At 61.8% G+C, this 23,398-nt stretch carries 25 protein-coding genes and 2 tRNA genes; 8 read left to right on the forward strand and 19 right to left on the reverse strand.

What is annotated here, in order from left to right; genetic code table 11:
* Positions 1 to 65: 65 nt before the first annotated feature.
* The gene (locus tag I6G90_RS20445; RefSeq protein ID WP_042060865.1) at positions 66 to 560 is read right to left on the reverse strand and encodes a hypothetical protein; all 495 of its coding nucleotides are present in this window, start codon (positions 558 to 560) and stop codon (positions 66 to 68) included.
* A 185-nt stretch (positions 561 to 745) separates the two neighbouring features.
* Here I6G90_RS20445 and I6G90_RS20450 point away from each other — a divergent pair, with 185 nt between their 5' ends.
* Positions 746 to 2,701 carry a sensor domain-containing protein gene (locus I6G90_RS20450; RefSeq protein ID WP_197931230.1) on the forward strand — a complete coding sequence of 652 codons (1,956 nt, stop codon included), beginning with the start codon at positions 746 to 748 and terminating at the stop codon, positions 2,699 to 2,701.
* A 63-nt stretch (positions 2,702 to 2,764) separates the two neighbouring features.
* On the opposite strand, the gene rraB is transcribed toward I6G90_RS20450, so the two are convergent.
* Positions 2,765 to 3,100, reverse strand: coding sequence for a ribonuclease E inhibitor RraB (gene rraB / locus I6G90_RS20455; RefSeq protein WP_033136151.1), 336 nt, complete (start codon positions 3,098 to 3,100; stop codon positions 2,765 to 2,767).
* A 264-nt stretch (positions 3,101 to 3,364) separates the two neighbouring features.
* On the opposite strand from rraB, the gene I6G90_RS20460 reads away from it, so the two are divergent.
* The 4 genes from I6G90_RS20460 to I6G90_RS20475 all read left to right on the forward strand — a co-directional run bounded on the left by I6G90_RS20460 (position 3,365) and on the right by I6G90_RS20475 (position 6,283).
* Positions 3,365 to 3,440: transfer RNA gene (locus tag I6G90_RS20460), tRNA-Phe, on the forward strand.
* A 4-nt stretch (positions 3,441 to 3,444) separates the two neighbouring features.
* Positions 3,445 to 3,520: transfer RNA gene (locus tag I6G90_RS20465), tRNA-Asn, on the forward strand.
* A 426-nt stretch (positions 3,521 to 3,946) separates the two neighbouring features.
* Positions 3,947 to 5,221, forward strand: coding sequence for an alpha/beta fold hydrolase (locus I6G90_RS20470; RefSeq protein ID WP_197928987.1), 1,275 nt, complete (start codon positions 3,947 to 3,949; stop codon positions 5,219 to 5,221).
* A gap of 336 nt (positions 5,222 to 5,557) precedes the next feature.
* Positions 5,558 to 6,283, forward strand: coding sequence for a carbonic anhydrase (locus tag I6G90_RS20475; protein WP_197928989.1), 726 nt, complete (start codon positions 5,558 to 5,560; stop codon positions 6,281 to 6,283).
* Between the two features lie 178 nt (positions 6,284 to 6,461).
* Here I6G90_RS20475 and I6G90_RS20480 read toward each other — a convergent pair whose 3' ends face one another.
* The 17 genes from I6G90_RS20480 to I6G90_RS20560 are packed head-to-tail and all read right to left on the reverse strand — an operon-like array spanning position 6,462 to position 21,441.
* Positions 6,462 to 7,712, reverse strand: coding sequence for a beta-ketoacyl-ACP synthase (locus I6G90_RS20480; protein WP_197928991.1), 1,251 nt, complete (start codon positions 7,710 to 7,712; stop codon positions 6,462 to 6,464).
* Positions 7,709 to 8,434 carry a 3-ketoacyl-ACP reductase FabG2 gene (locus tag I6G90_RS20485; protein WP_197928993.1) on the reverse strand — a complete coding sequence of 242 codons (726 nt, stop codon included), beginning with the start codon at positions 8,432 to 8,434 and terminating at the stop codon, positions 7,709 to 7,711. Before I6G90_RS20485 ends, I6G90_RS20480 begins: the two co-directional genes overlap by 4 nt.
* Positions 8,431 to 8,889, reverse strand: coding sequence for an ApeP family dehydratase (locus tag I6G90_RS20490; RefSeq protein WP_197928995.1), 459 nt, complete (start codon positions 8,887 to 8,889; stop codon positions 8,431 to 8,433). The genes I6G90_RS20485 and I6G90_RS20490 overlap by 4 nt, the downstream gene beginning before the upstream one ends.
* A complete protein-coding gene (locus I6G90_RS20495; protein WP_197928997.1) occupies positions 8,886 to 10,052 on the reverse strand; it encodes a beta-ketoacyl-[acyl-carrier-protein] synthase family protein in 1,167 nt (388 codons plus the stop codon). The genes I6G90_RS20490 and I6G90_RS20495 overlap by 4 nt, the downstream gene beginning before the upstream one ends.
* Positions 10,049 to 10,603 carry a DUF3261 domain-containing protein gene (locus I6G90_RS20500; protein ID WP_232254384.1) on the reverse strand — a complete coding sequence of 185 codons (555 nt, stop codon included), beginning with the start codon at positions 10,601 to 10,603 and terminating at the stop codon, positions 10,049 to 10,051. The genes I6G90_RS20495 and I6G90_RS20500 overlap by 4 nt, the downstream gene beginning before the upstream one ends.
* On the reverse strand, positions 10,603 to 12,918 hold the full coding sequence (locus tag I6G90_RS20505) for an MMPL family transporter (protein ID WP_408628295.1): 2,316 nt from the start codon (positions 12,916 to 12,918) through the stop codon (positions 10,603 to 10,605). The genes I6G90_RS20500 and I6G90_RS20505 overlap by 1 nt, the downstream gene beginning before the upstream one ends.
* The gene (locus tag I6G90_RS20510; protein WP_197929001.1) at positions 12,905 to 13,501 is read right to left on the reverse strand and encodes an outer membrane lipoprotein carrier protein LolA; all 597 of its coding nucleotides are present in this window, start codon (positions 13,499 to 13,501) and stop codon (positions 12,905 to 12,907) included. The genes I6G90_RS20505 and I6G90_RS20510 overlap by 14 nt, the downstream gene beginning before the upstream one ends.
* On the reverse strand, positions 13,501 to 13,923 hold the full coding sequence (locus I6G90_RS20515; protein ID WP_408628296.1) for an acyl-CoA thioesterase: 423 nt from the start codon (positions 13,921 to 13,923) through the stop codon (positions 13,501 to 13,503). Before I6G90_RS20515 ends, I6G90_RS20510 begins: the two co-directional genes overlap by 1 nt.
* Positions 13,916 to 15,466 carry an HAL/PAL/TAL family ammonia-lyase gene (locus I6G90_RS20520; protein WP_408628297.1) on the reverse strand — a complete coding sequence of 517 codons (1,551 nt, stop codon included), beginning with the start codon at positions 15,464 to 15,466 and terminating at the stop codon, positions 13,916 to 13,918. The genes I6G90_RS20515 and I6G90_RS20520 overlap by 8 nt, the downstream gene beginning before the upstream one ends.
* 7 nt (positions 15,467 to 15,473) lie before the next feature.
* Positions 15,474 to 17,150, reverse strand: coding sequence for a glycosyltransferase family 2 protein (locus I6G90_RS20525; protein ID WP_197929005.1), 1,677 nt, complete (start codon positions 17,148 to 17,150; stop codon positions 15,474 to 15,476).
* Positions 17,147 to 17,512 (reverse strand): ApeI family dehydratase, encoded by a 366-nt coding sequence (locus I6G90_RS20530; protein ID WP_197929006.1) that lies wholly within the window; start codon positions 17,510 to 17,512, stop codon positions 17,147 to 17,149. The genes I6G90_RS20525 and I6G90_RS20530 overlap by 4 nt, the downstream gene beginning before the upstream one ends.
* Positions 17,512 to 18,897, reverse strand: coding sequence for an AMP-binding protein (locus I6G90_RS20535; RefSeq protein WP_058052979.1), 1,386 nt, complete (start codon positions 18,895 to 18,897; stop codon positions 17,512 to 17,514). The genes I6G90_RS20530 and I6G90_RS20535 overlap by 1 nt, the downstream gene beginning before the upstream one ends.
* Positions 18,894 to 19,457: a COG4648 family protein gene (locus I6G90_RS20540; RefSeq protein WP_197929007.1), complete on the reverse strand. Its 564-nt coding sequence runs from the start codon at positions 19,455 to 19,457 to the stop codon at positions 18,894 to 18,896. Before I6G90_RS20540 ends, I6G90_RS20535 begins: the two co-directional genes overlap by 4 nt.
* Positions 19,457 to 19,702 carry an acyl carrier protein gene (locus I6G90_RS20545; RefSeq protein ID WP_033114589.1) on the reverse strand — a complete coding sequence of 82 codons (246 nt, stop codon included), beginning with the start codon at positions 19,700 to 19,702 and terminating at the stop codon, positions 19,457 to 19,459. The genes I6G90_RS20540 and I6G90_RS20545 overlap by 1 nt, the downstream gene beginning before the upstream one ends.
* 5 nt (positions 19,703 to 19,707) lie before the next feature.
* Positions 19,708 to 19,968: a phosphopantetheine-binding protein gene (locus I6G90_RS20550; protein ID WP_033114590.1), complete on the reverse strand. Its 261-nt coding sequence runs from the start codon at positions 19,966 to 19,968 to the stop codon at positions 19,708 to 19,710.
* Positions 19,949 to 20,743 (reverse strand): lysophospholipid acyltransferase family protein, encoded by a 795-nt coding sequence (locus I6G90_RS20555; RefSeq protein WP_197929008.1) that lies wholly within the window; start codon positions 20,741 to 20,743, stop codon positions 19,949 to 19,951. The genes I6G90_RS20550 and I6G90_RS20555 overlap by 20 nt, the downstream gene beginning before the upstream one ends.
* Positions 20,728 to 21,441, reverse strand: a complete 714-nt coding sequence (locus tag I6G90_RS20560) for a beta-ketoacyl synthase chain length factor (protein WP_197929009.1) — start codon at positions 21,439 to 21,441, stop codon at positions 20,728 to 20,730. Before I6G90_RS20560 ends, I6G90_RS20555 begins: the two co-directional genes overlap by 16 nt.
* Before the next feature lie 252 nt (positions 21,442 to 21,693).
* Here I6G90_RS20560 and I6G90_RS20565 point away from each other — a divergent pair, with 252 nt between their 5' ends.
* Genes I6G90_RS20565 through I6G90_RS20575 form a run of 3 tightly spaced genes read left to right on the forward strand, consistent with a single transcriptional unit; the run spans position 21,694 to position 23,395 of the window.
* Positions 21,694 to 22,089 carry a hypothetical protein gene (locus I6G90_RS20565; RefSeq protein WP_197929010.1) on the forward strand — a complete coding sequence of 132 codons (396 nt, stop codon included), beginning with the start codon at positions 21,694 to 21,696 and terminating at the stop codon, positions 22,087 to 22,089.
* Positions 22,090 to 22,101: 12 nt separating this feature from the next.
* Positions 22,102 to 23,163, forward strand: coding sequence for a methyltransferase (locus I6G90_RS20570; protein WP_197929011.1), 1,062 nt, complete (start codon positions 22,102 to 22,104; stop codon positions 23,161 to 23,163).
* Positions 23,164 to 23,182: 19 nt separating this feature from the next.
* Complete coding sequence (locus I6G90_RS20575) at positions 23,183 to 23,395, forward strand: hypothetical protein (protein ID WP_050490148.1); 213 nt, start codon at positions 23,183 to 23,185, stop codon at positions 23,393 to 23,395.
* Positions 23,396 to 23,398: the final 3 nt, after the last annotated feature.

Below are 23,398 nucleotides of genomic sequence, written 5' to 3' on the forward strand. Positions count from 1 at the left end.
ACTTAGGGCAATAAAAAAGCGGCAGAGCAATCTGCCGCTTTTTTTATCTTTGCAGGGAAGCGAAATCAGTTGCCGAGGGTGGCGAACAGGCTCTGCTCCAGGGAGCCGCGGGAGACGCAGACCGGTTTGATGGACGGGGCCGGTACGCGCTCGCCTGAGGATTCAACGAAGAACAGCTCAGTGTTGCCCTTGACGTTGACGGTCGCCACGCTGCTGTTGCCGCTCTGGGTGATGATCAGGTTGATCTGCAGGTTCGGGTTGCCCAGTGCAACTTTGGAACCCATGGTGCCGCAGTCCAGCCACTCCAGCCCGTCGGCTGACTGGTTGACGTTGGCGGTCATCAAGCCGGAACCACGCTGGCTGTTCTCGATGGTGAGACCGTGATCGGTGAACCACTTCTCGGCGCGAGCCCACACCAGATCCACCGGGATCGCCATCTCCTGAGTGTTGTTGGTTGCCTTGGCAATCGGCGGGTTGTAGCGATACTCCTCACCACCGTTATTGTCACCCGCACAACCAACCAGCAGCAGCGCCAATGCGCTCCCCATTATCTTTTTCATCTTGTCTCTCTCGTCCATATCACCAGGCCATTGGCCAACCGGCGCCTATTATCGCCGGAGCGACAACCTCTGTCAGCAAGCATCCTGAATCGGGTGTCATGGGGGGAATATCGGGGTGCTTTACAAAATGGGTTTGCTATCATAGATTTGCTCGAAATTCCTCCATAAGCGCCCCTGTGACCAACATGCTCACCCCGGATCTGCTGCAGCAGATCATCGACCAATTGCCAATGAGTATCTTCTGTCGGGATAAGCATGGGCGCTATCTGTTCGTCAATCGCGAGTTTGCCAGTGAGGCCCATCTGGGCTCGCCTGCCGAGGTGGTGGGCAAGAGTGATGCGCAAATGCCCTGGGGCGATGTCTTTCGCGGTGAGGATGATCAGCTGCTGGCCGGAGGTGTGCCGTTGCTTCATCAGCAACTGCATTGCAACCGGGGCGGCGATACCTGCTGGATGGAGGTGCACAAGATCCCGCTTTACACGGCGCAAGGTGAAGCGTGCGCGGTGTTCGGGGTGGTCAACGAGATTGCCCAGCGCAAGAGCCTGGAACAGACCGTCAAAAAGCAGCAGTTGTTGCAGCGTTTTCTGCTCGATGCCATTCCTGACCTGATCCGTTTCGATGATCACAACGGGGTATTGCTGGAGTGCAATCAGGCGTTTCTCGACTTTATCGGTCAGGAGTCGGAGGAGGTGCTGGGTCAGCAGTTGCCGTTCCGGTTGGCGGCGCCACAGGGGATGGGGCACGGCGAGTGTTGTCTGCTGGATGCCAGCGGGCAGGGGCGACACATGGAGATCACCCGGGTCGATGTGCCCGATGGTGACGGCCACTCCCTCGGGATCCTGACGCTGGGGCGCGACATCACCGGCCTGCGCACCACCCAGGCGCAGTTGCAGCAGGAGCAGCACTACGACAGTCTGACCGGGCTGCTCAAACTTTCCCGTTTCTTGCAGACCAGCCGTCATCTGGGGGGCCGCAGCGCCACATTGGTGCTGGTCGATCTGCACCATTTTCGCGAGATCAACGATCGCTTCGGGATCCGGATTGCCGACCGCCTGCTCAGCCAGGTGGCCAAGCGGTTGCAGCAGTTGGTACCACCGCGCGCCCTGCTCTGTCGGGTCGCAGCCGATGACTTCAGCTTGCTGCTGCCCGACTTCAACGAGCCGCTGCAGGAGTGGAGCCAGCATCTGCAGCAGCAGTTGATGGAGCACTATCAGGTGGAAGATCACCGCATCCAGATCCCGGTGTTTCTGGGGCTGGCCCAGGGGCGGGCAAGCGATGCCGAGCGGTTGCTCAGTCATGCCGAGGCTGCGCTGGCGCAGGGCAAACGGCAGCAGCAGTATTGCACCCTGTTTGATCCCGAGTTGCATGCCCGGCTCAAGCGGCGTCAGCTGATCGCCGCCCAGTTGCCGCTCGCTATCAAGTCCGCCCAGCTGGTTGCCGTCTATCAGCCCATTATCTGTACTCGGACTCACCGCCTGCACGGTGCTGAGCTGCTCTGTCGCTGGCCTCATCCAGAGCTGGGGATGATCTCCCCCGACGAGTTCATTCCGTTGGCGGAAGAGATGGGGATCATCGGTCAGCTTGGCCAGCTGATGCTGGAGCAGGGGTGTGCCCAGCTGTCGCAGTGGCAAACCGCGCAGCCGGATATGGTGCTCTCCATCAACCTTTCGCCGCTGCAGTTCCGTGATCCGGCGCTCTGTGAGCGGGTCTCAGCCTGCATCGCTCGCCATGGTCTCAAGGCCAGTCAACTGGAGCTGGAGATCACCGAAGGAGTACTGATGGAGAACGCCGACGAGATTGAGACCAACCTCGACAACCTGATCGCCGCCGGTTTTCAGCTGGCCATCGATGACTTCGGTACCGGGTACTGCTCGCTGGCCTATCTGCCGCGTTTGCAGGTAGCGACCCTCAAGCTGGATCGCAGCTTCACCCAGGGGCTCGCCAGCAATACCGCAACCACCGCCATCGTGCGTTCGGTCATCGGGTTGGGCCACGAGCTGGGGATCCGGATCACCGCCGAAGGGGTGGAAACGCCCGAGCAGCAGTTGTGGCTGACCGAGGCGGGGTGTGATCGGCTACAGGGCTATCTGTTCAGTCGCCCCCTGCCGCCAGCGGAGTTCGCTGCCAGCTACCTGGCGTGAGATATCGTCAGAAACAGCAAGGCCACCTCTCGGTGGCCTTGCTGTTTTATGATGGAGGCAGGATCAATCCTGGAAGTAGGTGCCCCAGCCATCGTAATCCACCCCGTATTTTTCCAGGATGGGCAGCATCTTGGCGATATCGGCGACGATCGCTTCGACGTTCAGTTTGCACTCGATGGTGGCATCGAAGCAGAAGATGGTGGCGCCGTCATCCAGCTCCATCTCTTCGGCATCGGTCACTTCAAAACCGGCCTTGAACAGGTCAACCGCTGCTTTTTCCAGACGGTCGAAATCCTGGCAGGCGAAGTGGTGCTCGATGTCGTAATCCACATCGGGATTGCTGCCATCGGCCAGCAGTTCGTTGACGATCTCTGTGGTCTCATCACGCCACTCTTGCATATTCAGACTCATGTTGCCTCCAGGCGGTATCATTGCGGCAAAGCATACTCGCAGAGTGGATTTGGCTCAATGCGGCGGACCACAGAGTCTCGAATTTCGATGATATTGGCTCTGCCTGTAGGGTGTGCGGTAGCCAGCAGGTACGGGAAACGGGACCGGAATGGCGAATAAATGGCCGCTGCGTTCAGTTGTTGAGCGAACGCGCTTTTTATCGTGCCATCATGGTTGACACTCTGCGCTGGAAAGGGTTTAATGCGCGCCGTTGCCCAGATAGCTCAGTCGGTAGAGCAGGGGATTGAAAATCCCCGTGTCGGCGGTTCGATTCCGTCTCTGGGCACCATAATTCCTCCTTAGTTCAGTCGGTAGAACGGCGGACTGTTAATCCGTATGTCACTGGTTCAAGTCCAGTAGGAGGAGCCAAATTCGAAAAGCCCGCTCAATCGAGCGGGCTTTTTCATTTCTAGTTGCTGTTGCATGCTGCCAAAAAGAGCGTCGCGCCACAGGTGGCACTGAACAGCAGCATTCCGGTCTGCAGCATGCTGCCAGGGCATGGCTTTTTCTCTCTTTTTCTGGCCCTGATCCACTTCGGTTTCATCACGTTCCCTTATCCATTTTGTCGGCCTGAATGGCTGCACGCCTGTGCAGGCGAGCCATCTTTGTTGAATGGCGCCATGGCGTCAATCTCCCCCGCAAAACAATTAATTCAGCACTGTTGAACCGTGCGTTATCTGGTGATGTTTCGACCTTTAAGCCATTGTTAACATTTTGGAAAACCGGAGTGACCCCGGGGCTGGGCGGGGCTATGATGGGGTCAATGATGTTCCCATCCTGACGGAGAGATCCCAGATGAACAGCCCCTTGAGCTATGTACTGGACGGCATTCATTGCGAGCCGCACTTTTTTACCGTTCCCCTCGATCATGATGAGCCGGATGGCGACAGCATTACCCTGTTTGCCCGTACCCTCTGCCGCAAAGACAAGCTCGATGAGAAGTTGCCCTGGCTGCTGTTTCTGCAAGGGGGGCCGGGATTCGGGGCACCGCGCCCGACGGCCAACAGTGGTTGGCTCAAGCGGGCGTTGCAGGAGTTCAGAGTGCTGTTGCTGGATCAGCGTGGTACCGGGATGTCGAGCCCCATCCATGGGCATATTCTGGCCAAAATGACCCCGGCCGAGCAGGCGGAGTATCTCGGCCATTTTCGCGCCGACAGCATAGTGCAAGATGCCGAGTTCATCCGGCAGGAGCTCAGCCCCAAGCATCGCTGGAGCCTGCTGGGGCAAAGCTTTGGTGGTTTTTGCTGCCTGACCTATCTCTCGCTTTTCCCCGACAGTCTGCGGGAGGTCTATATCACCGGTGGTATCGCACCGATCGGCCGCAGTGCCGAGCAGGTCTACCGCGCCACCTATCAGCGGGTGGCTGACAAGAACCGTGCTTTCTTCGCCCGTTTCCCCCACGCTCAGGGGATTGCCAACCGGCTGGCCAACCATCTGCACCAGCACGATGTGCGGCTGCCTAACGGCCAGCGCCTGACGGTGGAGCAGTTCCAGCAGCAAGGGCTGGATCTCGGCGCTACGGGTGCTTTCGAGGAGCTTTATTACCTGCTGGAAGAGGCCTTTATCGGCGACAAGCCGAGCCCGGCCTTCCTCTATCAGGTGCAGAGCATGCAGCCATTCAATACCAATCCGCTGTTTGCCATCCTGCACGAGGCTATCTACGCCGAAGGGGAGGCGACTCGCTGGGCGGCGGATCGGGTCAGAGGGGAATTCCCGGCGGTGAACTGGGCGCCCGGCAAGGATTTCGCCTTCACCGGCGAGATGGTTTACCCCTGGATGTTCGAGCAGTTCCGCGAGTTGCTGCCCCTGAAAGAGGCGGCCCATCTGCTGGCCAACAAGGCGGACTGGGGGGCGCTCTATGACCCGGCCCAGCTGGCCCGCAACCAGGTGCCGGTAGCCTGCGCCGTTTATGCCGAGGATATGTATGTGGAGTTTGACTACAGTCGCGAGACCCTGCGTGGCCTTGGCAACAGTCGCGCCTGGATCACTAATGAATATGAGCACAATGGTTTGCGTGCCGATGGTGAAGCGATTCTTGATCGCCTGATCGCGTTGAATCGCGACCGTTAATTGCCGTTACCGGCAACCAGCGCGGGAGCTTGGACTCCCGCGCCGGTTGTTATGAAAGCGTGACACCCAGCACCTTGACCCGCATCAGCCTGACGATGAGTGGCTGACAGGCTGATTAATTCACTCTCTTCCACAGTCTCTGCCGATCCCTCACCATATACTTGCCAAACGACTCTGTATTGAGTGGTGGTCAAACCGATTGACCAGCCCGTGCTCGTTACCATTAGAAAGTCGCTCTGATGCTCTGTATCCCGCATATCAGATATGCCATCCCTGCATGTACCGTGATCGCGGGGAGGGGATGGTCGTGCTTTTCAATCAAGATAAGGATGTATGATGAGAAAGTCTCTGTTGGCCTGCTCCCTGCTGCTGTGCCCTGCCGTGTTTGCTGCCACCCCTCATTGGGAATATAGCGGCGAGGCGGGGCCTGCTCACTGGGCCAAGCTGACCCCGGAGTTTGGTCAGTGTGCTGGCAGCAATCAGTCGCCGGTCGATCTGAACGGGTTGGTTGAGGCCAAGCTGGCACCATTGGCGCTCCACTATCAGGCGGGTGGCAAGACCGTGGTCAACAACGGTCACACCGTGCAGGTCGGTTATGCCCCGGGCAGCACCTTGCAACTCGATGGCACCACGTTTGAGCTCAAGCAATTCCACTTCCACGCCCCGAGTGAAAACCTTATCGAGGGCAAATCCTATCCGCTGGAAGGGCATCTGGTGCACGTCAGTGACAAGGGAGAGATCGCCGTGGTGGCGGTGATGTTCGAAGCTGGCAAGGCCAATCCGGCACTGGCGGCAGCCTGGAGCGCATTACCTGCCAAGGTGGGCGAGATCCAGTCCCTCAAGGCGCAGCTCGCTGCGGAGCAACTGCTGCCCGAGAGCCGCGACTATTATCGTTTCAGCGGCTCTCTCACCACACCTCCCTGCTCGGAAGGGGTGCGCTGGCTGGTGATGAAGCAGCCGGTCGAGGTCAGTCAGGCCCAGATCGACGCCTTCAAGGCGGTGATGCACCACCCCAACAACCGGCCGGTGCAACCCCTCAATGGGCGCGTGGTACTGCAATAACAGAGCGTTGAAATAGCACAGTAGATAGCAAAAACAACAAGAGGGCCGTCAGGCCCTCTTTTACATGGCAAGGTATCGGTGTGCGATCACAGGCTGGCGGCGATCCTTGTATGGATCTTCTATCCAGGCTAAGAGCATGCCAAGGCTGCATCCAGTCTGGGAGGACTTACTTCGCTATTTAACCTTGCTCAAGTGCTTCGCCGTGCCAGCGGCGGAAAATCAGCGAGGTGTTGATGCCGCCGAAGGCGAAGTTGTTGGACATCAGGTACTCGATCTCCAGCTGGCGTCCCTGACCCGTGATGTGGTCGAGGGGCTCGCAGGCAGGGTCCGGATTGGCCAGATTGAGGGTCGGAGCAAACCAGCCGTCGTGCAGCATCTCAAGCGACAGCCAGGCTTCGATGGCGCCACAGGCGCCGAGGGTATGGCCGAAGTAGCTCTTGAGCGAGGAGATGGGAGTCTGCTCACCGAAGATGGCGGCGGTTGCCTGGCTCTCGGCGATATCGCCCCGCTCGGTGGCGGTGCCGTGGGCACTGATGTAGCCAATCTGCTCGGGCCGCAGCCCGGCCTGATCCAGCGCCATCTGCATACAGAGCTGCATGGTCTGGCTCTGGGGCTGGGTGACATGGGCCGCATCGCAGTTGGTGGCAAAGCCGACCAGCTCGGCGATGATGTGGGCGCCGCGGGCGAGGGCATGCTCCAGCTCTTCGAGCACCAGAGTGGCAGCCCCTTCACCGATCACCAGTCCGTCGCGATCCCGATCAAACGGGCGCGGGGTGAGCTCGGGAGTGTCGTTGAGCTGACTGGTGGCAAACAGGGTATCGAACACCACCGCCTCGGAGGGGCAGAGCTCCTCCGCGCCACCTGCCACCATCACGGTCTGGTAGCCGTGGCGGATTGCCTCGTAGGCGTAACCGATCCCCTGGCTGCCCGAGGTGCAGGCGCTGGAGGTGGGGATGACCCTGCCACGCAGGCCGAAGAAGAGGCCGGTATTGACCGCCGTCGTGTGCGGCATCATCTGCACATAGGTGGTGGCGGTGATGTTGGCGGTGGTCTTGTCGTTGAGCATGGCGCCAAAGGCGCTGATGGGCGCCGTGCTGCCGGTGGAGGAGCCATAGGCGATACCTGTGCGGCCATCGCTCAGCACCGGTTCGTTCAGCAACTTCGCCTGCTCCAGCGCAAGTTCGGAGGCCACGGTCGACATCTCGGAGACTCGACCCATGGCGCGGATCTTCTTGCGCGGATAGCGGGCCGGCAGGGCAAAGTCGCTGATCGGCGCGGCCAGCCTGGTGTTGAGCCCGTCATAGATGCCCCACTCGTGCATGGTGACCACTGCGTTGTGTCCTGCCTGCAGGTGCGGTTTGACGCTGACCCAGTCGTTGCCAAAGGCGGTCACACCGGCCATGCCGGTGACTACGACCCGTCGATTCATATCAGGCCTCCGTTGATGGAAATTACTTGCCGGGTGACATAGCCGGCGATGTCGGACATCAGGTAGGAGACCAGACCGGCTACCTCCTCTGCCTGCCCCATGCGTTTGAGGGGGATCATCTTGAGTGCTTCGCTCTCTACCTCCGGGCTGACCATTCCGGTGTCGATAAGACCGGGCGCCACGCAATTGACAGTGATCCGCCGTTTGGCGAGCTCCAGCGCCAGCGCCTTGGTCGCGCCGATAAGGCCAGCCTTGGAGGCGCTGTAGTTGACCTGACCGCGGTTGCCCATGATGCCGGAGACCGAGGAGAGGGTGACGATGCGCCCGCCGCGGCGCAGCCCGATCATCGGCATGATGCAGGGCTTGAGCAGGTTGTAGAAACCGTCGAGGTTGGTGTGGATGACATCATCCCACTCATCGTCGGTGAGCGCCGGGAAGGCACCGTCACGCACGATACCGGCATTGCAGACCACGCCGTAGTAAGCGCCGTGCTGCTCGATGTCGGCTTCAAGGCGTGCGCGGCACAGCTCGCGATCGCCGATATCGAACTGGATGAGGCGCCCGCTGCCGCCCTGGGCGGTGATCTCGTCGAGGGTCGCCTGCGCTCCCTGCTGGTCGCTGTGGTAGTGGACGACTACGGTGAAACCGTCGGCTGCCAGCTTGAGGGCGATGGCGCGGCCAATTCCCTTGCTGGCGCCGCTAACCAGTACGGTCGAATTCATTGTTTCTGCTCCAGTAAATCTGTCAGTTGTGCCTCGGTGGGCTGATAGGTGCTCAGGCGGGCTCTGGCGCACTCGCGATCCCCAAGCCAGATGCTGCATTCAAAGCTGGCCATCCCGCCATCCTGCAGCAGGCAGTGGGCCTCGATGCGCAGCAGGCTGCCGGCGGCAAAGAGGGGCAGCTCGCTCTGGTATTTGCGGGTGCCGAGCAGCATGCCGATCCGCACCGGCTCATGGTGGCTGTGTGCCTGCATACCTGCCCAGGCGGCGATGGTTTGCGCCATCAGTTCGATACCGCACCAGCCGGGCAGATCGCCGTTGTCATCGAGCAGCAGCGCTTGCCGTGCTCCCACCACCGTTTCGCAGCAGACACTCTGCTCGTCGTGCGCTGTGACGCGTTCGAGCAGCAGCATTGGCGCGCGATGGGGAAGCAGTTGTTCTATGGGAGGAAAAGTCATGATGCCTCTTTGCCAAAAATCAGGCTGACGTTGTTGCCACCAAAGGCAAACGAGTTGGACATGATGATATCGACCGGCCCCTGCTCCTGCACAAGGGCGATGGGGGCCAGTGCCGGATCGGCCGTTTCACCCTGCGGTGGCAGCGGCAGGCTACGTTCGATCAGCAGGCAGCAGAGCGCCGCTTCGGTCGCACCGGCAGCCCCGAGGGTGTGGCCGGTCAGCACCTTGGTCGAGCTGACCGGGACCTTGCTCGGGAAGAGGCGCGCCAGCGCGCGGCTCTCCATCTCGTCGTTGAGGCGGGTGGCGGTGCCGTGGGCATTGACGTAGCCGACCTGCTCAGCCTCAAGGCCGGCGCGGGTCAGCGCCATCCGCATCGCCCGCTCGGCCCCTTCCCCTTGCGGGTGCGGCGCCGAGATATGCCAGGCATCCGATGACTCACCATCCCCCAGCAGGGCAAGCGGAGCGGGCTCCAGGCTCACCAGAAACAGGGCCGCCCCTTCGCCGATGTTGATGCCGTCGCGCCCGGCGGCAAACGGCTGGCAGCGCTGTTCGCTCAAGGACTCCAGACTGTCAAAGCCATTGAGGGTGAGGCCGCACAGAGAGTCGGCACCACCGACCAGCGCCACATCGGCCTGACCGCTGGCCAGCAGGCGGCGGGCGGTAATGAAGGCGCGCGCGCTCGAGGAGCAGGCGGTCGAGATGGTCATCGCCGGCCCCTCAAGGCCAAGGTGAGCGGCGAGAAACAGCGAGGGTGAGCCGAGCTCCTGCTGTACGTAGTCAAACTGCGGTGGCAGGGGCTCGCCACGCTCGCTCGCTGCAACGGCGGCCTCGGCCTCGCCGATGCCGGAGGTGCTGGTGCCGAGCACCAGCGCCACCCGCTGCGATCCGACGCGGGCGATAGCGGCGTTCACTTGGTCTTCGATATCGGCCAGCGCCGCCAGCAGCAACCGGTTGTTGCGCGAGTCGTAAGGGGCGATCGTCACCGCTGGCAACGGATGGCGCACCCGACCCACCGGCGAGGTGCGGCCATCGACCAGCGTCCAGCGCTCGCCATCGAGCGGGCTGGCGCCACGGGTGCGCCACGCCTCGAGGGCGGTACTCACCTCATCCTTGCCACGGCCGAGGGCGTTGATGAGGCTGTAGGCGTGAATGTAGAGGGTCATTGCGCCAGATTCTCCAGTTGCAGGCGGTAGCCAAAGCGGTGCTGGGTCAGGCTGACCGGCTCGCGCTGGCCTTGCCAGTGCTGATAGCGGATCTCGGTGACCAGCACGCCTTCTGGGTCGGTGAGGCGGCGAACATCCCCCTCATCGATCAGCTGCCAGCCTGCCGGCAGACGGGATTGCCACTCGGCCAGCGGCCAGTAGCAGAGCATCACGTCGGCCAGCACCTGAGCCGGCGGGGGCAGGGCGTTGCCGGGCAGGGGGAGCAGCCGCTCGCTGTGAATGCCGTTTCGGTCGTATTGCACCTTGAACAGGCGCGCCCCGGTCGGCATCAGCCCGACTAGGGTGATGCCCTGCTGGCCGGCCTCCAGTGCGGTGAGCAGTTGATACTGCTTGCCCTTGACGCTGGCGATCAGCAGCTGCTGGCGGTTTAGCGGTTCAGCGCGCTGGGGCGCCGGCAGCGAGAGGGGAACGCCCGGGGCGATAAACGCCTCTATCCCCTGCTGGCTGCTGCAACCGCTCAGCAGCACCAGCAGCAAGTACCAGTATCTCATCATGACTCCGCAGCTAGCCGTGGGGCCAGCACCATGGGGGATAACAGAAACGCGGTGAAGATCCCGCCGCTCAGCACGATCCCGAAACCGGCGATGGCCGGAGTATTGCTGAGCGCCAGCAGGCCGAAGGCCAGCAGGGTGGTGAGGTGGGCCAGCAGGATGGCGAGCAGGGTCGATTGCTGACGGGCTGGCTCGCTGCCGCAGTGGGCGAAGAAGAGCCCGTAATCGATGCCGATGCCGAAGATAAGGCTGAGCGCCAGCACGCCAAAGAGGGTGAGCGGCTGGCCACTGAAGCCAAGCAGCGCCAGCCCCATGGCGATGGCCAGCCCGTTGACCAGCAGGATGCGCAGGGTCAGGTGCCAGCCGATGCGATGCCAGAGCAGCCCCATCACCAGCACCACCGCGACCAGCAGCAGCTCGGCGAGCTTGAGGCGGTAATCGGCAAAGAGCTGGCTCCACTGGCTGCGCTGATCCTGCCAGATCACCCCGTCATGCTCGTCGGCCAGACGGGCCAGCGCGGCGGCATCGTGAATGCCGGCCAGCGGCACCCAGATGCCGACCCGGCCATCGGGCAGGGCGTACCAGAGCAGACGACTTCCTTCGCTGACCGGGCTGGTTAGCCACGCTTCGGGGGTCAGCAGATCCAGGAGGCGAGCGTTGGCCTCCACCGGTACACCGGCCGTTTTGAGGGCGGAAATGACACCCGGTTGCAGCGCCATGATGGCCTGATGATCCGCCTGTTGACGGGCCCTCGAGGGGATCCACTGGCTGATGGCGACAAACTGGTCGAGCACCTTGTGCTGGCGGGCCAGCTCAAGCTGGTCAGCCAGCGTCTCGAGGCGGGTGAGGGCCTGCTCGCCATCGCTGCCCACCACCAGATAGCCGGTCATACCCCCCTGCTGGCCGGTCAGTTGCTGGATCTGGCGCTCCTGCGCCTGCAGCTCGTGGGGCAGGGGTTGCAGCTTCTGGATATCGTCATCGACCGCGAGGCGGCTGATGCCGATGGCGCTGATCGCCAGCACCAGTAGCGGCAGCCAGCGGCGCAGGCCGCCCGGCCGCTGCCACGCTTCAATCCAGCGCACCTGCCAGTGGCGGATGGGCAAAGCCCCTTGCTGCAGGTCGCCCAGCCAGTAGGGGAAGAGCAGCAGCACGGTCAGGAAGGCGGCCAGCAAGCCGGCCAGCGCGCAGATGGCGAGCTGCTGCAGCCCCGGGAAGGGGGCGAGCCAGAGCAGGGCATAGCCGATCAGGGTGGTGAGCAGTGCCAGACTCAGTCCCGGCAGCAGGTGGGCGCGGGTCTGCGCCGGTGTCTCGTGGCCATGCAGGCGCCGCTCGCTCAGGAAGTGGATGGCATAGTCGATGGAGATGCCGATGAGGCTTGAGCTGATCACCAGGGTGAAGACGTGGATCTCGCCAAACACCAGCAGTACGGCGCCGAGTCCCCACAGCATCCCCATCGTCAGCGGTAGCAGGGAGAGCAGCAAGGCACGCACCGAGCGAAACGCCAGCCAGATGAGCACGATGACCCCGATCAGAGAGCCCAGCCCGATGGTCGAGATATCCTGCTCGGCGAGCGAACTGGCATGCTGGCTGTAGAAGAGGGTGCCGCGGCGCAGCAGTTCGACGTCCGGATAGTGCTGGCGCAACTGCTGCTCGGCGTTTGCCAGCTCGGTGAGCAGCTGGCGGTTGCGCGCCATGTTGAAGGCGGAGAGGTTGAGTTCGGCGCGCACCATATACCAGCGGCGGCCATCCGGCCCGGTGCTGCTGAGCCAGCCCTCTTCGTCCAGTTGCATCGGACTTTTCTGCTCCAGCACTGTGGCGCGGGTCAGCAGCAGGGGATCGGCCTGCCACTCGGCGCGCGAGACGCCGCCGAAGGGGGAGTAGATCTGCCCCAGCACCCACTGACTCCACCCCTCCGGGCCACTGGCCAGCCGTGCCCGCGCACTCGGCGTGATGTGTTGCCACGCCATCTGCCGCATGTAGCTCTGCCAGGCGCCGGCGAGAGCCGGCTGGGCCGCTTTCAGATGTTCCAATGAGTTGATGGCGGCCAGTTGCTTGCTCCACGCGGTCGCGGCGGCTTCGCCATTTTCGCCGGCGGGCAGGCTCACCAGCCACACCAGTTGCCGGTCGAGGTTGGCAAGCAGTCCGGCCCTAAGCTCCGGATGCCACTGTTGGTGCTCCTCTTTGGGTAGCAGATCCATCACGCTGGTATTGAAGCGGGCGCGGGGTAGGGCCAGCGCCAGGGCAAGGCAGACCGCCACGCAGAGCAGCAGCCACAATCGCCCCAGCAGGCGCCACTGTTTCTCAGTGAGCATCAAAACGGGATTGCTCCTCGGCACTCAGAGGCAGGGTTTTAAGCTGCCAGTCAACAAAGCGGATCAGGGTGACATCGCCCTGTTTGTCATGGATGGCGAGCGATGCGAGCTCGTGACGCCCCTTGAGCTCCAGACTGGCGAAGACCTTGTCGAGAGGTGAGCGGATGGGCTCGAGGGTCAGGGTCCACTCCTCCCCCCCGCTGCTGAGTTGGTGGCGAAAGTAGTTATCCAGCGCCGCTTCGCTCGGGTCGAACAGGGCCAGCATCAGGTTGCTGAACTCCAGCAGTTGCGGGCTGTCGAGGGTCTGGGCCGGTTGACCGGGAAGCTGCTGCACCATGCGCGTCGGCGTGAGAGTCAGCGTCAGGGGAAAGGGTTTTTGCTGCTGCCACCAGAGCCCTTGGCCCTTCACCAGCAGCAGCTCGCCACTGGAGCGCAGGGCCTGGGTGAGGCCGCGTATCTGGCGCTCCTGTTCGAAGTGGGCGCTGCGGGCATCCGCTGCCGTGAGCTGTTGTTGCACATCGGCCAGAGTGATTGCCTGCGTTGGCCAGGAGAGCAGAGCCAGGAGCAGAAGAGTGAGACGGGCCATCATTCGCTCACCCCCAGCTTGTCGAGCAGCACCTGCGGTGAAGCGAGGCACATCTCGCCGCTCTGTTTGCTGACTGCCACCTGCACCGTGTAACCCTTGTTGGTGCGCTTGCCGCTCTGCGGGTCATAGAGGAGGTAATCGATCTTGAGGCGGTGCTGGTACTCGACCAGGGTGGCGCGTACCCGCACCGTCTGGCCAAAGCGCAGCGGGGCTATGTACTTCATCCGCACATCGATGACCGGCCACAGATAGTCGGAGGCCTCCATTTGCGGGTAGTTGTAGTCGATGCGATCGAGCAGGGCACAGCGGGCCAGCTCGATGTAGCGCAGGTAGTGTCCGTGCCAGGCGACGGCCATCATGTCCACGTCGTGGAAGGGGACGGTGACATCGACCTCGGCACTCAGTTGCCAGGGCTCAGACATGGGGCACCTCGTCATAAATCGGGTAGTGACGGGCCTGCAGGCGGACCATCATGGCGCGCAGCTCGGTCTCCAGCGGCCGGTCTTCGCAGAGGAAGGGGTGATCGCGGCGCACCGCCTCGACAGTAGCTACGAGCGCCGGACTGAGGGTGGTCAGGTCATTACCCTGCCGGGCGAGGCGCAGCTCTACCCCCTGCACCGCCGCCAGCAGACTGGCGCTGGCCACCTGTTCGGTCAGAGTCAGCACCCGCAGCGCATCGCGGGCGGCTATGGTGCCCATGCTCACCTTGTCCTGATTGTGGCACTCGGTCGAGCGGGAGAAGACGCTGGCGGGCATGGTGTGCTTGAGCGCTTCCGCCGTCCAGGCCGAGGCGCCAATCTGCACCGCCTTGAAGCCGTGGTTGATAAAGCGGCGCTCGGCGCTCGCGCCGGAGAGGTTGCTCGGCAGTCCCTGATTGAACTTGCTGTCGACCAGCTGGGCCAGCTGACGGTCGAGCAGGTCGGCCAGATTGGCCACCGCCACCTTCATGCTGTCCATCGCCATGGCGATATGGCCGCCGTAGAAGTGACCGCCGTGCATCACATGCTCCCCTTCACCGTCGATAAGGGGGTTGTCGTTGGCGCTGTTGAGCTCGTTTTCGATAAGCGTGCGCCACCAGGGCAGGCTGTCGGCCACCACGCCGATGACGTGGGGGGCGCAGCGCAGGGAGTAGCGATCCTGCAGCCGGTTGCTGTGGTGTGGCAGTTCGCCGCTCTGCAGATCGGCGCGCAGCCAGGCAGCGATCTGCTGCTGGCCAGGGTGGGGCTTGGCGGCAAACAGGCGCTCGTCAAAGTGGAAGGCGTTGCCCTCCATCGCCACGCTCACCAGCGCGGTGATGCGGGTGCAGAGCCGCATCAGGTATTCACAGCGGGCATAGGCGAGGCAGGCGAGGGCCGTCATCACCGAGGTGCCGTTCATCAGTGCCAGCCCCTCTTTCGGGCGCAGCTGGAGCGGAGTGATGCCTAGCTCGCGATAGAGCTCTGCCGTGCTGGTCAGCTCCCCGTTGCGGTAGAGTTCTCGCTCGCCGATCAGCGCCGCCGCCACGTAAGAGAGCGGGGTGAGATCGCCGCTGGCACCGACCGAGCCCTCTTCGGGAATGCGCGGCAGCAGGTCTTGCTCCAGCAGCCAGGTGAGCCGCTCAAGCAGGGGGAGGCTTACGCCGGAAACCCCCTGAGCCAGCGAGTTGAGGCGGGTGGCCAGCACGGCACGGGTCGCGGCCAGACTCAGGTTATCGCCCATGCCGCAGCCATGAAAGCGGGTCAGGTGCAGGGGCAGGGTATCGACCAGATCGAGCGGCACCGCACGAGTGACCGAGTCGCCATAGCCCGTGGTGACCCCGTAGATAACCCCTTCCTCGGCAAGCAGCCGGTCAAGATAGTCGGCACCGCGCTGGATGCGGGCCCGGAACTCGGGGGCCGAGTTGAGGTGCGGCGTGGCGCGGCGTTCGGCCAGCGCGACGATGTCTTCGATGGTGAGGGGGCGGGCCCCGAAATGGATCTCGTGCATGCCTTGATCAGTCCTGCTCATCGGTCAGATGCCAAAAGTCGAAAAAGTTGAACCACTCCAGCGGCGCGCGCAGGCAGTGGTGTTCCAGCCGGTTGGCGTAGTGTTGCACCCGGGCTTCAAGCAGTTGCTGGCGTCCGGCGCGCGGCAGTGGCGAGCCGTCGGCGAACGGCTCGAAGTGAACTCGAAAGCGCCCCTGTTCTCGCAGTCCGAACATCAGGTAGGTGGAGCAGCCGAGGATGGCCGACAGTGCAAACGGGCCGAGCGGGAAGGGGGCCTGCTCGCCGAGAAAATCGGCCCAGACTACCCGCGTTTCCTTGGTAACCGAGGTGCGATCGCCGACGATCACCACCCACTCGCCCGCCTCAATGCGCGATTTGAGCATGATGGCGGTATCGGCCCCAAGCTCCTGCACTTGCACCAGATTTAGGCCGGAGTCGGGGTTCACCTCCTGCTGCAGGGCGTTGAAGCGGGCAGCATGGCGGGTAAAGACCAGTGCCGTGATGCGAGCTCCCTGCTCCTTGCTGCCAAGGGCACGGCACAGCTCCAGATTGCCCAGATGGGAGCCGATGATGAGGGCTCCCTTGCCGCGAGCGGCTTCGTAATGGTGTGGGTTCACCAGCTCAATATCATCGAGACCGATGTCGCCGCGCCAGGCTGCCAGTTTGTCGAGCGCAGCTTCGCCAAAGCGAAGGAAGTGGCGCAGACTCCCCACCGGTTCGGGGAGCGGGTGATTGAGCTCGGCGGCGCGGGCGGTGAGGCGGGTTAGATAGTCGCGGGAGGCCTCGCGCTGGCTGCGACCGGTCAACCAGAAGTAGCTGATGACCGGCAGCAGCAGGGCCTTGAAGCCCGGACGGCCGAGCAGCCGGTAACTCCAGAGCATGGTGCGAATGCCGAGCAGGGTGCCGCGCTCCGGGGTGCGCGACCAGTGTTCCCTGCCGCGTTTTAACAGCTGGCCGGGGGCTCGCAACAGGCTGGCAGCACCGTCGCGCAACAGGGTCAGCACCAGACGGGTATGCATCCAGGAGATGCGCAGATTGTCGTACAGCGGGTTGAAATGGGAGAGGCCGTGCTCGGGGTAGTGCACCTTGACCGGGATAAAGCGCACCGCCACGCCGCGCCAGTGCAGGCGCACCATGATCTCGATGTCGAAATCCATCCGCTCGCCGAGAGTGCATTGCTCAAGCAGCGCGCAGCTCGCTTCGACCGGATAGACGCGAAGGCCGCACATGCTGTCTTTGATTTCGAAGGAGAGCGTCTCAATCCAGACCCAGACATGAGTCAGGTAGCGGCCATAGAGGCGCCCCTTGGGCACTGACTCATCGTATTGGGGGGCGCCGGAGATGAGCGCCAGCGGGAAGCGCTCTGATTCGGCCAGTAGCTCCGGCAGGCGTGAGAGATCGTGCTGGCCGTCAGCATCGACCTGCAGGACGTGGCTGAAACCGCGCGTTTTGGCAGCCAGCAGTGCTGTCTTGACGGCACCACCCTTGCCACGGTTGTGCGGATGGCGCAGCAAGGTGACCCAGCTGGCATGTTCGGCTGCCAGCTGATCGAGCAGGGCGGCTGCTACCGGCTCACTGCCATCATCGACCAGCAGGCAGGGGAGCTGGAGCTGCGTGAGTTCACGCAGCACCGACGCGAGAGGGGCTGAGTGGTTGTAGCAGGGGATGATGATGCAGGGCGTCACGATAGCTTGACCCGTCCATTGCTGGCGAGCGGCAGCGTATCGACATCCTCTGCGCTGCCGAGACGATATTCAAAGCGCAGCTGGCCGTCGCCATGAGCGCGCAAGATCAGCCAGCAGCGATCGTCAGGGCGCAGCGGGCGCTGGAATTTGAGCTGATCCATCCCCTGAAACTCGCCGGTGAACAGCTTCTCTGCGCGGGCGAAGTGAATGGCCAGTTGCAGCTGGGTTACCCCGGGCAGCAGTGGCGCCCCGGGAAAATGGCCCGCAAACCAGGGCAGATCGGCACTCAGGTGCAGCAGCAGCTGCACGCCATCAGAGGTGACCTGACGTGCCAGCAGGGCGGGCAGCAGTGAACTATCCATCAGGTGGGTACTCCGGGTTGTTGCATTGGCGTCTGGTCAAACGCCTGACGCAGCGCCACGCCGTCGCGTTTACCCGCGCCGGTCAGGGGTAGCGCCGGAAAAAGTCTGATGCTGCGCGGTAGTGCCACCGGCTCGAGCCACGGGCGCAACTGCCGACGCAACTGTTGCAAGAAGGCGCCGTGGCCAAGGCGGGTGAAGCTTTTCATCCCCTGCTGACTGAGTACCAGTGCGGCGCCAAGCACCTGGCGTTCACCTTGCTCAAGGGGTAAGACTGCGGCATCGAGTACCCCCTCCAGCGCCTTGATGCGCAGCTCGACATCATCCAGAGAGATGCGTTTCTCCTCGAGCTTGATGATGCGATCGCGTCTGCCAAGCAGGTGAAAGCGGCCTGCCGCGCCTTTGTCGCCACCATCACACAGGGCGATGCGATCGCTGCCGACCCAAGGCTCAGGCTCATCCATAAAGGGTGAGCGCAACAGCAGGGTCTGCTCTTCGTCGCAGCTGACGGTGACACCGGCAAAAGGGGTCCAGGGGATATCGGGCGCAGCGCTCTGGCGCCAGCCGATGCCGCCAGTCTCGCTGCTGCCGTAGATCTCCACCGGCAAGGAGCCGAGCAGCGCTGCGCAGTGGTGTGCATCTTCATAGGCGAGCGGGCCGCCGGAGGAGAAGAGCAGCCGGCAGCCGTTGCACGCAAGGGCGGGATCGAGCCGCGACAGGAAGGCGGGCGAGCTGACCAGCGCCCATGGCTCATTCTGGCCGCTCAGTTGCTCCGGGTAGTCGGTCTGGCTGCGGGCAAACGGAATGCCGAGTGCCAGTGGCAGCAGGATGCGAAATAGCAGGCCGTAGATGTGCTGATGGCTGACGCTGGAGAAGAGTCGCGCTCCCTCAAGGTGCGGATGCCACAGGGCGATCTGGGTACGAACCTCGGCCTCGAACAGCGGCCAGGGTTTGCATATCCCCTTGGGTTGGCCAGTTGAACCCGAAGTGTAGAGGGTGATCTCGGGAGCCTGCGTCGCTTCTGTAACTGGCAATGGCTCGCAGGCTGTAACGGCATCAATGCGCAGCACTGCGCAGGAGAGCGGCAGAGGTTCGTCGCAAAGCAGTGCATCAAAGGCACTTTGATCCAGCAGTTCCTGCAAGCCGGCGAGACGCTGGTGGCCGGGCAGCACTACTGCCCGTCCAGCCATGGCGCAGGCGAGCAGTGCCTGGCAAAAGAGGTAGCTGTCGCCGGTGCAAATAGCCCAGCGCTGCGCTGGCATTACGGCGAGCTGGCGGGCTAGCCGCCCGGCGTTCTGGCGCAGTTGCGCCAGCGTCCACTCTCTTTGGCCGTCAAAGGTGACGATGCGGTTACCATCTGCCTGCAGCAGTTCATCAAGCAGGGTCATGCATTATCCCGTTTCATCACATGCTGGCGCACCAGCCATTCACCGCCCATCAGCGCCCCCATCAGCAGGTAGCTGACAAGGCCGTTGTAGAGGCTCCAGAGCGCCAGATCGCCGTGCCAGACAGTCCAGCCAGAAAAGAGACCGTTGCCGATAAAAAAGAGGCACCAGACCCGGGTCACCTTGCGGGTGTAGCGGACTCCCCGCTCCGGCAGATCCGGCGTGGTGAGGCGGGCCAGCCGCTCAACCAGCGTCATAGGTTGAGTAAGGCTCCAGCCAAACACTCCCAGCAGGGTCGCGTTGACGGCAATGGGGTAGTAAAGCAGCCAGTCGTGGTCGCGAAACCAGAGGTTGAGGCCGATCAGCAACAGGCCGACGGCCCCGAGCCAGCGGGTCGCCCAGCGCCAAGCTCCCGGTAGGGCTGCGCCGGCAAACAGGCGAATGGCAAACACCGGCAACAGCAGCAGAGCCAGCAGGCCTCTCTCCCCGTGCGACAGGCCAAGATAGACCAGCAGGGGATAGAGCAGCAGCAAGACGCCCGCCAGCAGGTTGATGCGACGCATTACTCTGCGAGCAGGCGTTCGACGGCGTCGACCACGTCGGCGACGGTGCGTACCGACTTGAACTCTTCCGGCTTGATCTTCTTGCCGGTCAGTTTTTGCAGGTGCACCACCAGATCGATGGCATCGATGCTGTCGAGTTCAAGCTGTTGATAGAGCTTGGCATCCATGGTGACGTCTTCGGGGTCGATTTCGAACAGCTCGACCAGGGCGCGGCGAATTTCGTTGAAGATCTCATCTCTGGTCATGGCGATTATCCCCGCTGCTGGTTGACGAGGGCAGCCAGGGCTGCAACAGAGGCAAAGTGACGACGGGTATTCTCGTCATCAGCCGAGAGCACGATGCCGTAGCGTCCCTTGATCGCCAGTCCCAGCTCCAGTGCATCGATGGAGTCGAGCCCGAGACCGTCATTGAAGAGCGGGGCGTCGGTGTCGATATCGGCAGTCGTCATGCCTTCGAGGTTGAGGCTGTCGATGATCAGTTGTTTGATTTCTTCAGTTAATGTTTGTTGCATCTTGAGTCCATACAGAGGCGGATTGGGCCGGGCTCAATACCCGTTTGAAATAGTGAGTAAGATGCCGCGCGGCCAGCGAAGGGGTCTCTTCGTGCGGCATCAGATCCCGAGCCTGACACTGGGGCAGAAACTCTACCGTAAAGAGTGGCTTGTGCGCGGGAACATGGAACCATTTGTGCTGTTTGGTCAGAAACGGGGCCGAGCAGTGAATGCGAACCGGTTGTAGCCTGGCCTGACAACGGACGGCCAGATGGGCTGCGCCGCGTTGCAGTTGCAGCGGCTCGCCGGGGGTCGTGCGGGTGCCTTCCGGAAAGACCAGCAGTACCGCACCTTGTTGCAGGCGTTCACAACATACCGGTAATAATGTTTCGGCCGCGGCATTGGGAATATAACCGGCGGCCCGCACGATGCCGGCGACAAATGGATTATGCCAGAGCGCCTCTTTGACAATACAGTCGCACTCCGGCATGTAGGCCGCCAGCAATACATAATCGAGCAGACTGGGGTGGTTGGCCAATACCAATACGCCACTCAGTTGTTGGGGCATATTGTGAAAGTGATAATCAAGTACTCTTAATTGCCTGAGCACATTGAGGAAAAAACGAAAACTTATTCTGATGGTGCTTTGGGCAAGGTGGCGACGCGTCTCCCCGCGTACCAATAACCAGAGCAGTGGAAACCAGACCAGCGTCAGCAGCAGGCAGCCAATGCCGAACAGGGTAAATCCCAGCATGGTACCAATCAGGCGCCAGAGCCGGTTTAATTGCGCTGCCATAGCCACTCCCTGCGACCGTCGGTGATGCTAAATTCTGGCATGCCATCCAGCAAGGCGCGCCAGCACGCGAGTACATCGCCCTTGCCGGTTGCGCCAGTGTCCGTCGCCAGCGCACTCCCCTGCCACTCATCGCCCCGGCTCAGCAACAGCGCCACCGCATGGGGCGGCGGTTCATTGCCGAGCCAGGGTTGGCTAAATGCCGGCAGCGTCCCCTCAAAGGCCACCACCAGTACCCGTTCCATACCGTCGGCGAGCATGCCGATGGCTTCCTGCAGGGCCGCGGCAAAGGTACCGCTCCCCGCTGCCAGCGAGCTCATGGGGATGGGCTGCTTGCCCTGAATGGAGGTCAACCCGGCTGCGGTGTTGTGCACTGACTGGGAGAAATCGGTGGGGGAGAGGCTGCGCGCCTGTGCCAGTGCCGTCAGCAGGCCAATGGAGCGATCCAGCTCCCCGTGGCGGCTGGCAAACACGGCACCCTCTACCGTATGGCGCGACATCATATCTAGGGCCACTTCTACCGCAAGGCGGCTACCCAGGCTCATGCGGCGTGCCACCATCATGGGGATGTGGAGCGTTGCCACAGGCGATTGCGTTGGCCAGATCCCCTCTTTCGCCCAGCCTTGCCACTGCTCCCGGGTGGTGAGACCCGGCGCCAGCGCGCAGCTTTCAACGATGGAAAAAGAGGGATTTTTGTACACGAAACAACCTTGACAGGGTGATGCTAACAGGGAGGCTCGACCATGGGCTCCACCAGTGGTTCAGCTCCAGTTAAGGATTTGAATAGGACGTGCATATTACCACCATTTCAAATCAAGAACAGGGGCAAGCAGTGACGCAAGTTACAAGTATGAAGAAAGTATTCACCCTCACCTTTATTTATTGAAAGGACACACATTTTATTGTCTCATTGGGTCGGCTTTGACAGGTTCCAATTACAAAGGGTTACAAAAATGAAGATGCTCAAAATTATTATCAGCGCATTAACACTGCTGTTGGTTGCCGGTTGCTCCACTTCCCAGCCGGTCATGAATATGACCAATAGTCTGGTTCCGGCCAATCTGAGTGAAAAGGATGTTTCTCGCGCCATTATTAATGCCGGCGTTAGTAAAAAGTGGGTAATGCGTGAAGAGCAGCCCGGGATAATTACTGGCCATATTCAGGTTCGCCAACATCAGGCCAATATCAGCATTCCTTATAACACCGTTAATTACTCCATTAATTATGTGAGCAGCGTCAATTTGGATGACAAGGGTAAAGGAAAAATCCACCGCAATTACAACCGCTGGATTATTGGGCTGAACGAAGCAATTCAAATCGAATTGAATCGCGCCAGCAGCAACAAGTAAGGTCGGTGTCTCTTGAATCACTATCAGGCGGATCGTCATAACGCACTGGATGCCATCAGTCAGGCCCAGCGGATCGCTTTTGCTCCCATGCTGTTTCAGGCGGCCTGGAGCTTGCGCGAGTTCGGCATTCTGGCGTTTCTAGCCAAAGAGCGGCAAGGGGCGACCGCTGCGCAGATCGCCGAGGCGACCGGCTTGACCGAGTATGCGGTCAGTGTACTGCTCGACATGGGGCTGGGGGGCGGCATCTGCCACCTCAACGGGGAGTGCTACCTGCTGGACAAGGTGGGTCACTATCTGTTGAGCGACCCCATGACTCGGGTCAACATGGATTTTGTCCAGCACGTCTGTTACAAGTCCCTTGCCCACCTGCAGCAGGCCATCGAAAGTGGCACGCCTGCCGGGCTCAAGGAGTTTGGCGACTGGTCAAATCTCTATGCTCATCTGAAGGATCTGCCGGAACCTGCGCGCAGCAGCTGGTTTCGTTTCGATCACTTCTATTCGGACTGGGCGTTCAAGCAGGCGCAGGATCTGGTGCTCGGCTACGAGCCGCGTCACCTCTACGATCTGGGGGGCAATACCGGCAAGTGGGCCATCTCGTGCGCCCGGCGCAGTCCCGAACTGCAAGTGACCATTCTCGATCTGCCCGAGCAGATTGCCATGGCCAGCGAGCAGATCCGGGTCGCTGGGCTTGCCGAGCGGGTTCAGGGTTATCCTGTCAATCTGCTCTCGGAGCAAGCGTTGCCCGGTGAAGCGGACGTCTGGTGGATGAGTCAGTTTCTCGACTGCTTCAGCCATGACGAGATTGTGGCCATGCTGCGGCGGATCAGAAGCAGCATGAAGGAGGGGGCCAGGTTGTGCATTCTGGAGCTGTTCTGGGATCGGCAGCCGTTCGAGGCTGCGAGCTTCAGCCTCAACGCCACCTCTCTCTACTTTACCTGTCTGGCCAATGGCAACAGCCGTTTCTACCACTCCAAGGAGTTGTACCAGTGTCTGCGCGAGGCCGAGTTCCATGTCGAGGAGGATCACGACATTCCGGGGCCGGGCCATACCCTGCTGGTTGCCAAGCCACTGTGATAACGCCGGGAGAAGTGACATGAGCACAGTACAGATGAAATGCGTTCTGCTGATTGCGAGCGTGCTGCTGACGGGGTGTGCCGAGATGAAGGGGGTTGGTCGAACAATTGGCCATACCTCTCGTGATGTCACCCGGGAGATCGGTCATACGACTCGTGATGTGACCAAGGAGATAGGTCACGGCACGCGCGATACCGTCAAGGGCATCGGCAACGAGATTAAAAACATGTGATAG

The organism is Aeromonas allosaccharophila, from assembly GCF_016026615.1.
In the GTDB taxonomy this organism is placed as follows: Bacteria; Pseudomonadota; Gammaproteobacteria; order Enterobacterales; family Aeromonadaceae; genus Aeromonas; species Aeromonas allosaccharophila.

Coding starts and splice junctions, on each gene's coding strand:
- I6G90_RS20445 (WP_042060865.1), bottom strand. CDS start 560: ATGAAAAAGATAATGGGGAGCGCATTGGCGCTGCTGCTGGTTGGTTGT.
- I6G90_RS20450 (WP_197931230.1), top strand. CDS start 746: ATGCTCACCCCGGATCTGCTGCAGCAGATCATCGACCAATTGCCAATG.
- rraB (WP_033136151.1), bottom strand. CDS start 3,100: ATGCAAGAGTGGCGTGATGAGACCACAGAGATCGTCAACGAACTGCTG.
- I6G90_RS20470 (WP_197928987.1), top strand. CDS start 3,947: ATGAACAGCCCCTTGAGCTATGTACTGGACGGCATTCATTGCGAGCCG.
- I6G90_RS20475 (WP_197928989.1), top strand. CDS start 5,558: ATGAGAAAGTCTCTGTTGGCCTGCTCCCTGCTGCTGTGCCCTGCCGTG.
- I6G90_RS20480 (WP_197928991.1), bottom strand. CDS start 7,712: ATGAATCGACGGGTCGTAGTCACCGGCATGGCCGGTGTGACCGCCTTT.
- I6G90_RS20485 (WP_197928993.1), bottom strand. CDS start 8,434: ATGAATTCGACCGTACTGGTTAGCGGCGCCAGCAAGGGAATTGGCCGC.
- I6G90_RS20490 (WP_197928995.1), bottom strand. CDS start 8,889: ATGACTTTTCCTCCCATAGAACAACTGCTTCCCCATCGCGCGCCAATG.
- I6G90_RS20495 (WP_197928997.1), bottom strand. CDS start 10,052: ATGACCCTCTACATTCACGCCTACAGCCTCATCAACGCCCTCGGCCGT.
- I6G90_RS20500 (WP_232254384.1), bottom strand. CDS start 10,603: ATGAGATACTGGTACTTGCTGCTGGTGCTGCTGAGCGGTTGCAGCAGC.
- I6G90_RS20510 (WP_197929001.1), bottom strand. CDS start 13,501: ATGGCCCGTCTCACTCTTCTGCTCCTGGCTCTGCTCTCCTGGCCAACG.
- I6G90_RS20515 (WP_408628296.1), bottom strand. CDS start 13,923: ATGTCTGAGCCCTGGCAACTGAGTGCCGAGGTCGATGTCACCGTCCCC.
- I6G90_RS20520 (WP_408628297.1), bottom strand. CDS start 15,466: ATGCACGAGATCCATTTCGGGGCCCGCCCCCTCACCATCGAAGACATC.
- I6G90_RS20530 (WP_197929006.1), bottom strand. CDS start 17,512: ATGGATAGTTCACTGCTGCCCGCCCTGCTGGCACGTCAGGTCACCTCT.
- I6G90_RS20535 (WP_058052979.1), bottom strand. CDS start 18,897: ATGACCCTGCTTGATGAACTGCTGCAGGCAGATGGTAACCGCATCGTC.
- I6G90_RS20540 (WP_197929007.1), bottom strand. CDS start 19,457: ATGCGTCGCATCAACCTGCTGGCGGGCGTCTTGCTGCTGCTCTATCCC.
- I6G90_RS20545 (WP_033114589.1), bottom strand. CDS start 19,702: ATGACCAGAGATGAGATCTTCAACGAAATTCGCCGCGCCCTGGTCGAG.
- I6G90_RS20550 (WP_033114590.1), bottom strand. CDS start 19,968: ATGCAACAAACATTAACTGAAGAAATCAAACAACTGATCATCGACAGC.
- I6G90_RS20555 (WP_197929008.1), bottom strand. CDS start 20,743: ATGGCAGCGCAATTAAACCGGCTCTGGCGCCTGATTGGTACCATGCTG.
- I6G90_RS20565 (WP_197929010.1), top strand. CDS start 21,694: ATGAAGATGCTCAAAATTATTATCAGCGCATTAACACTGCTGTTGGTT.
- I6G90_RS20575 (WP_050490148.1), top strand. CDS start 23,183: ATGAGCACAGTACAGATGAAATGCGTTCTGCTGATTGCGAGCGTGCTG.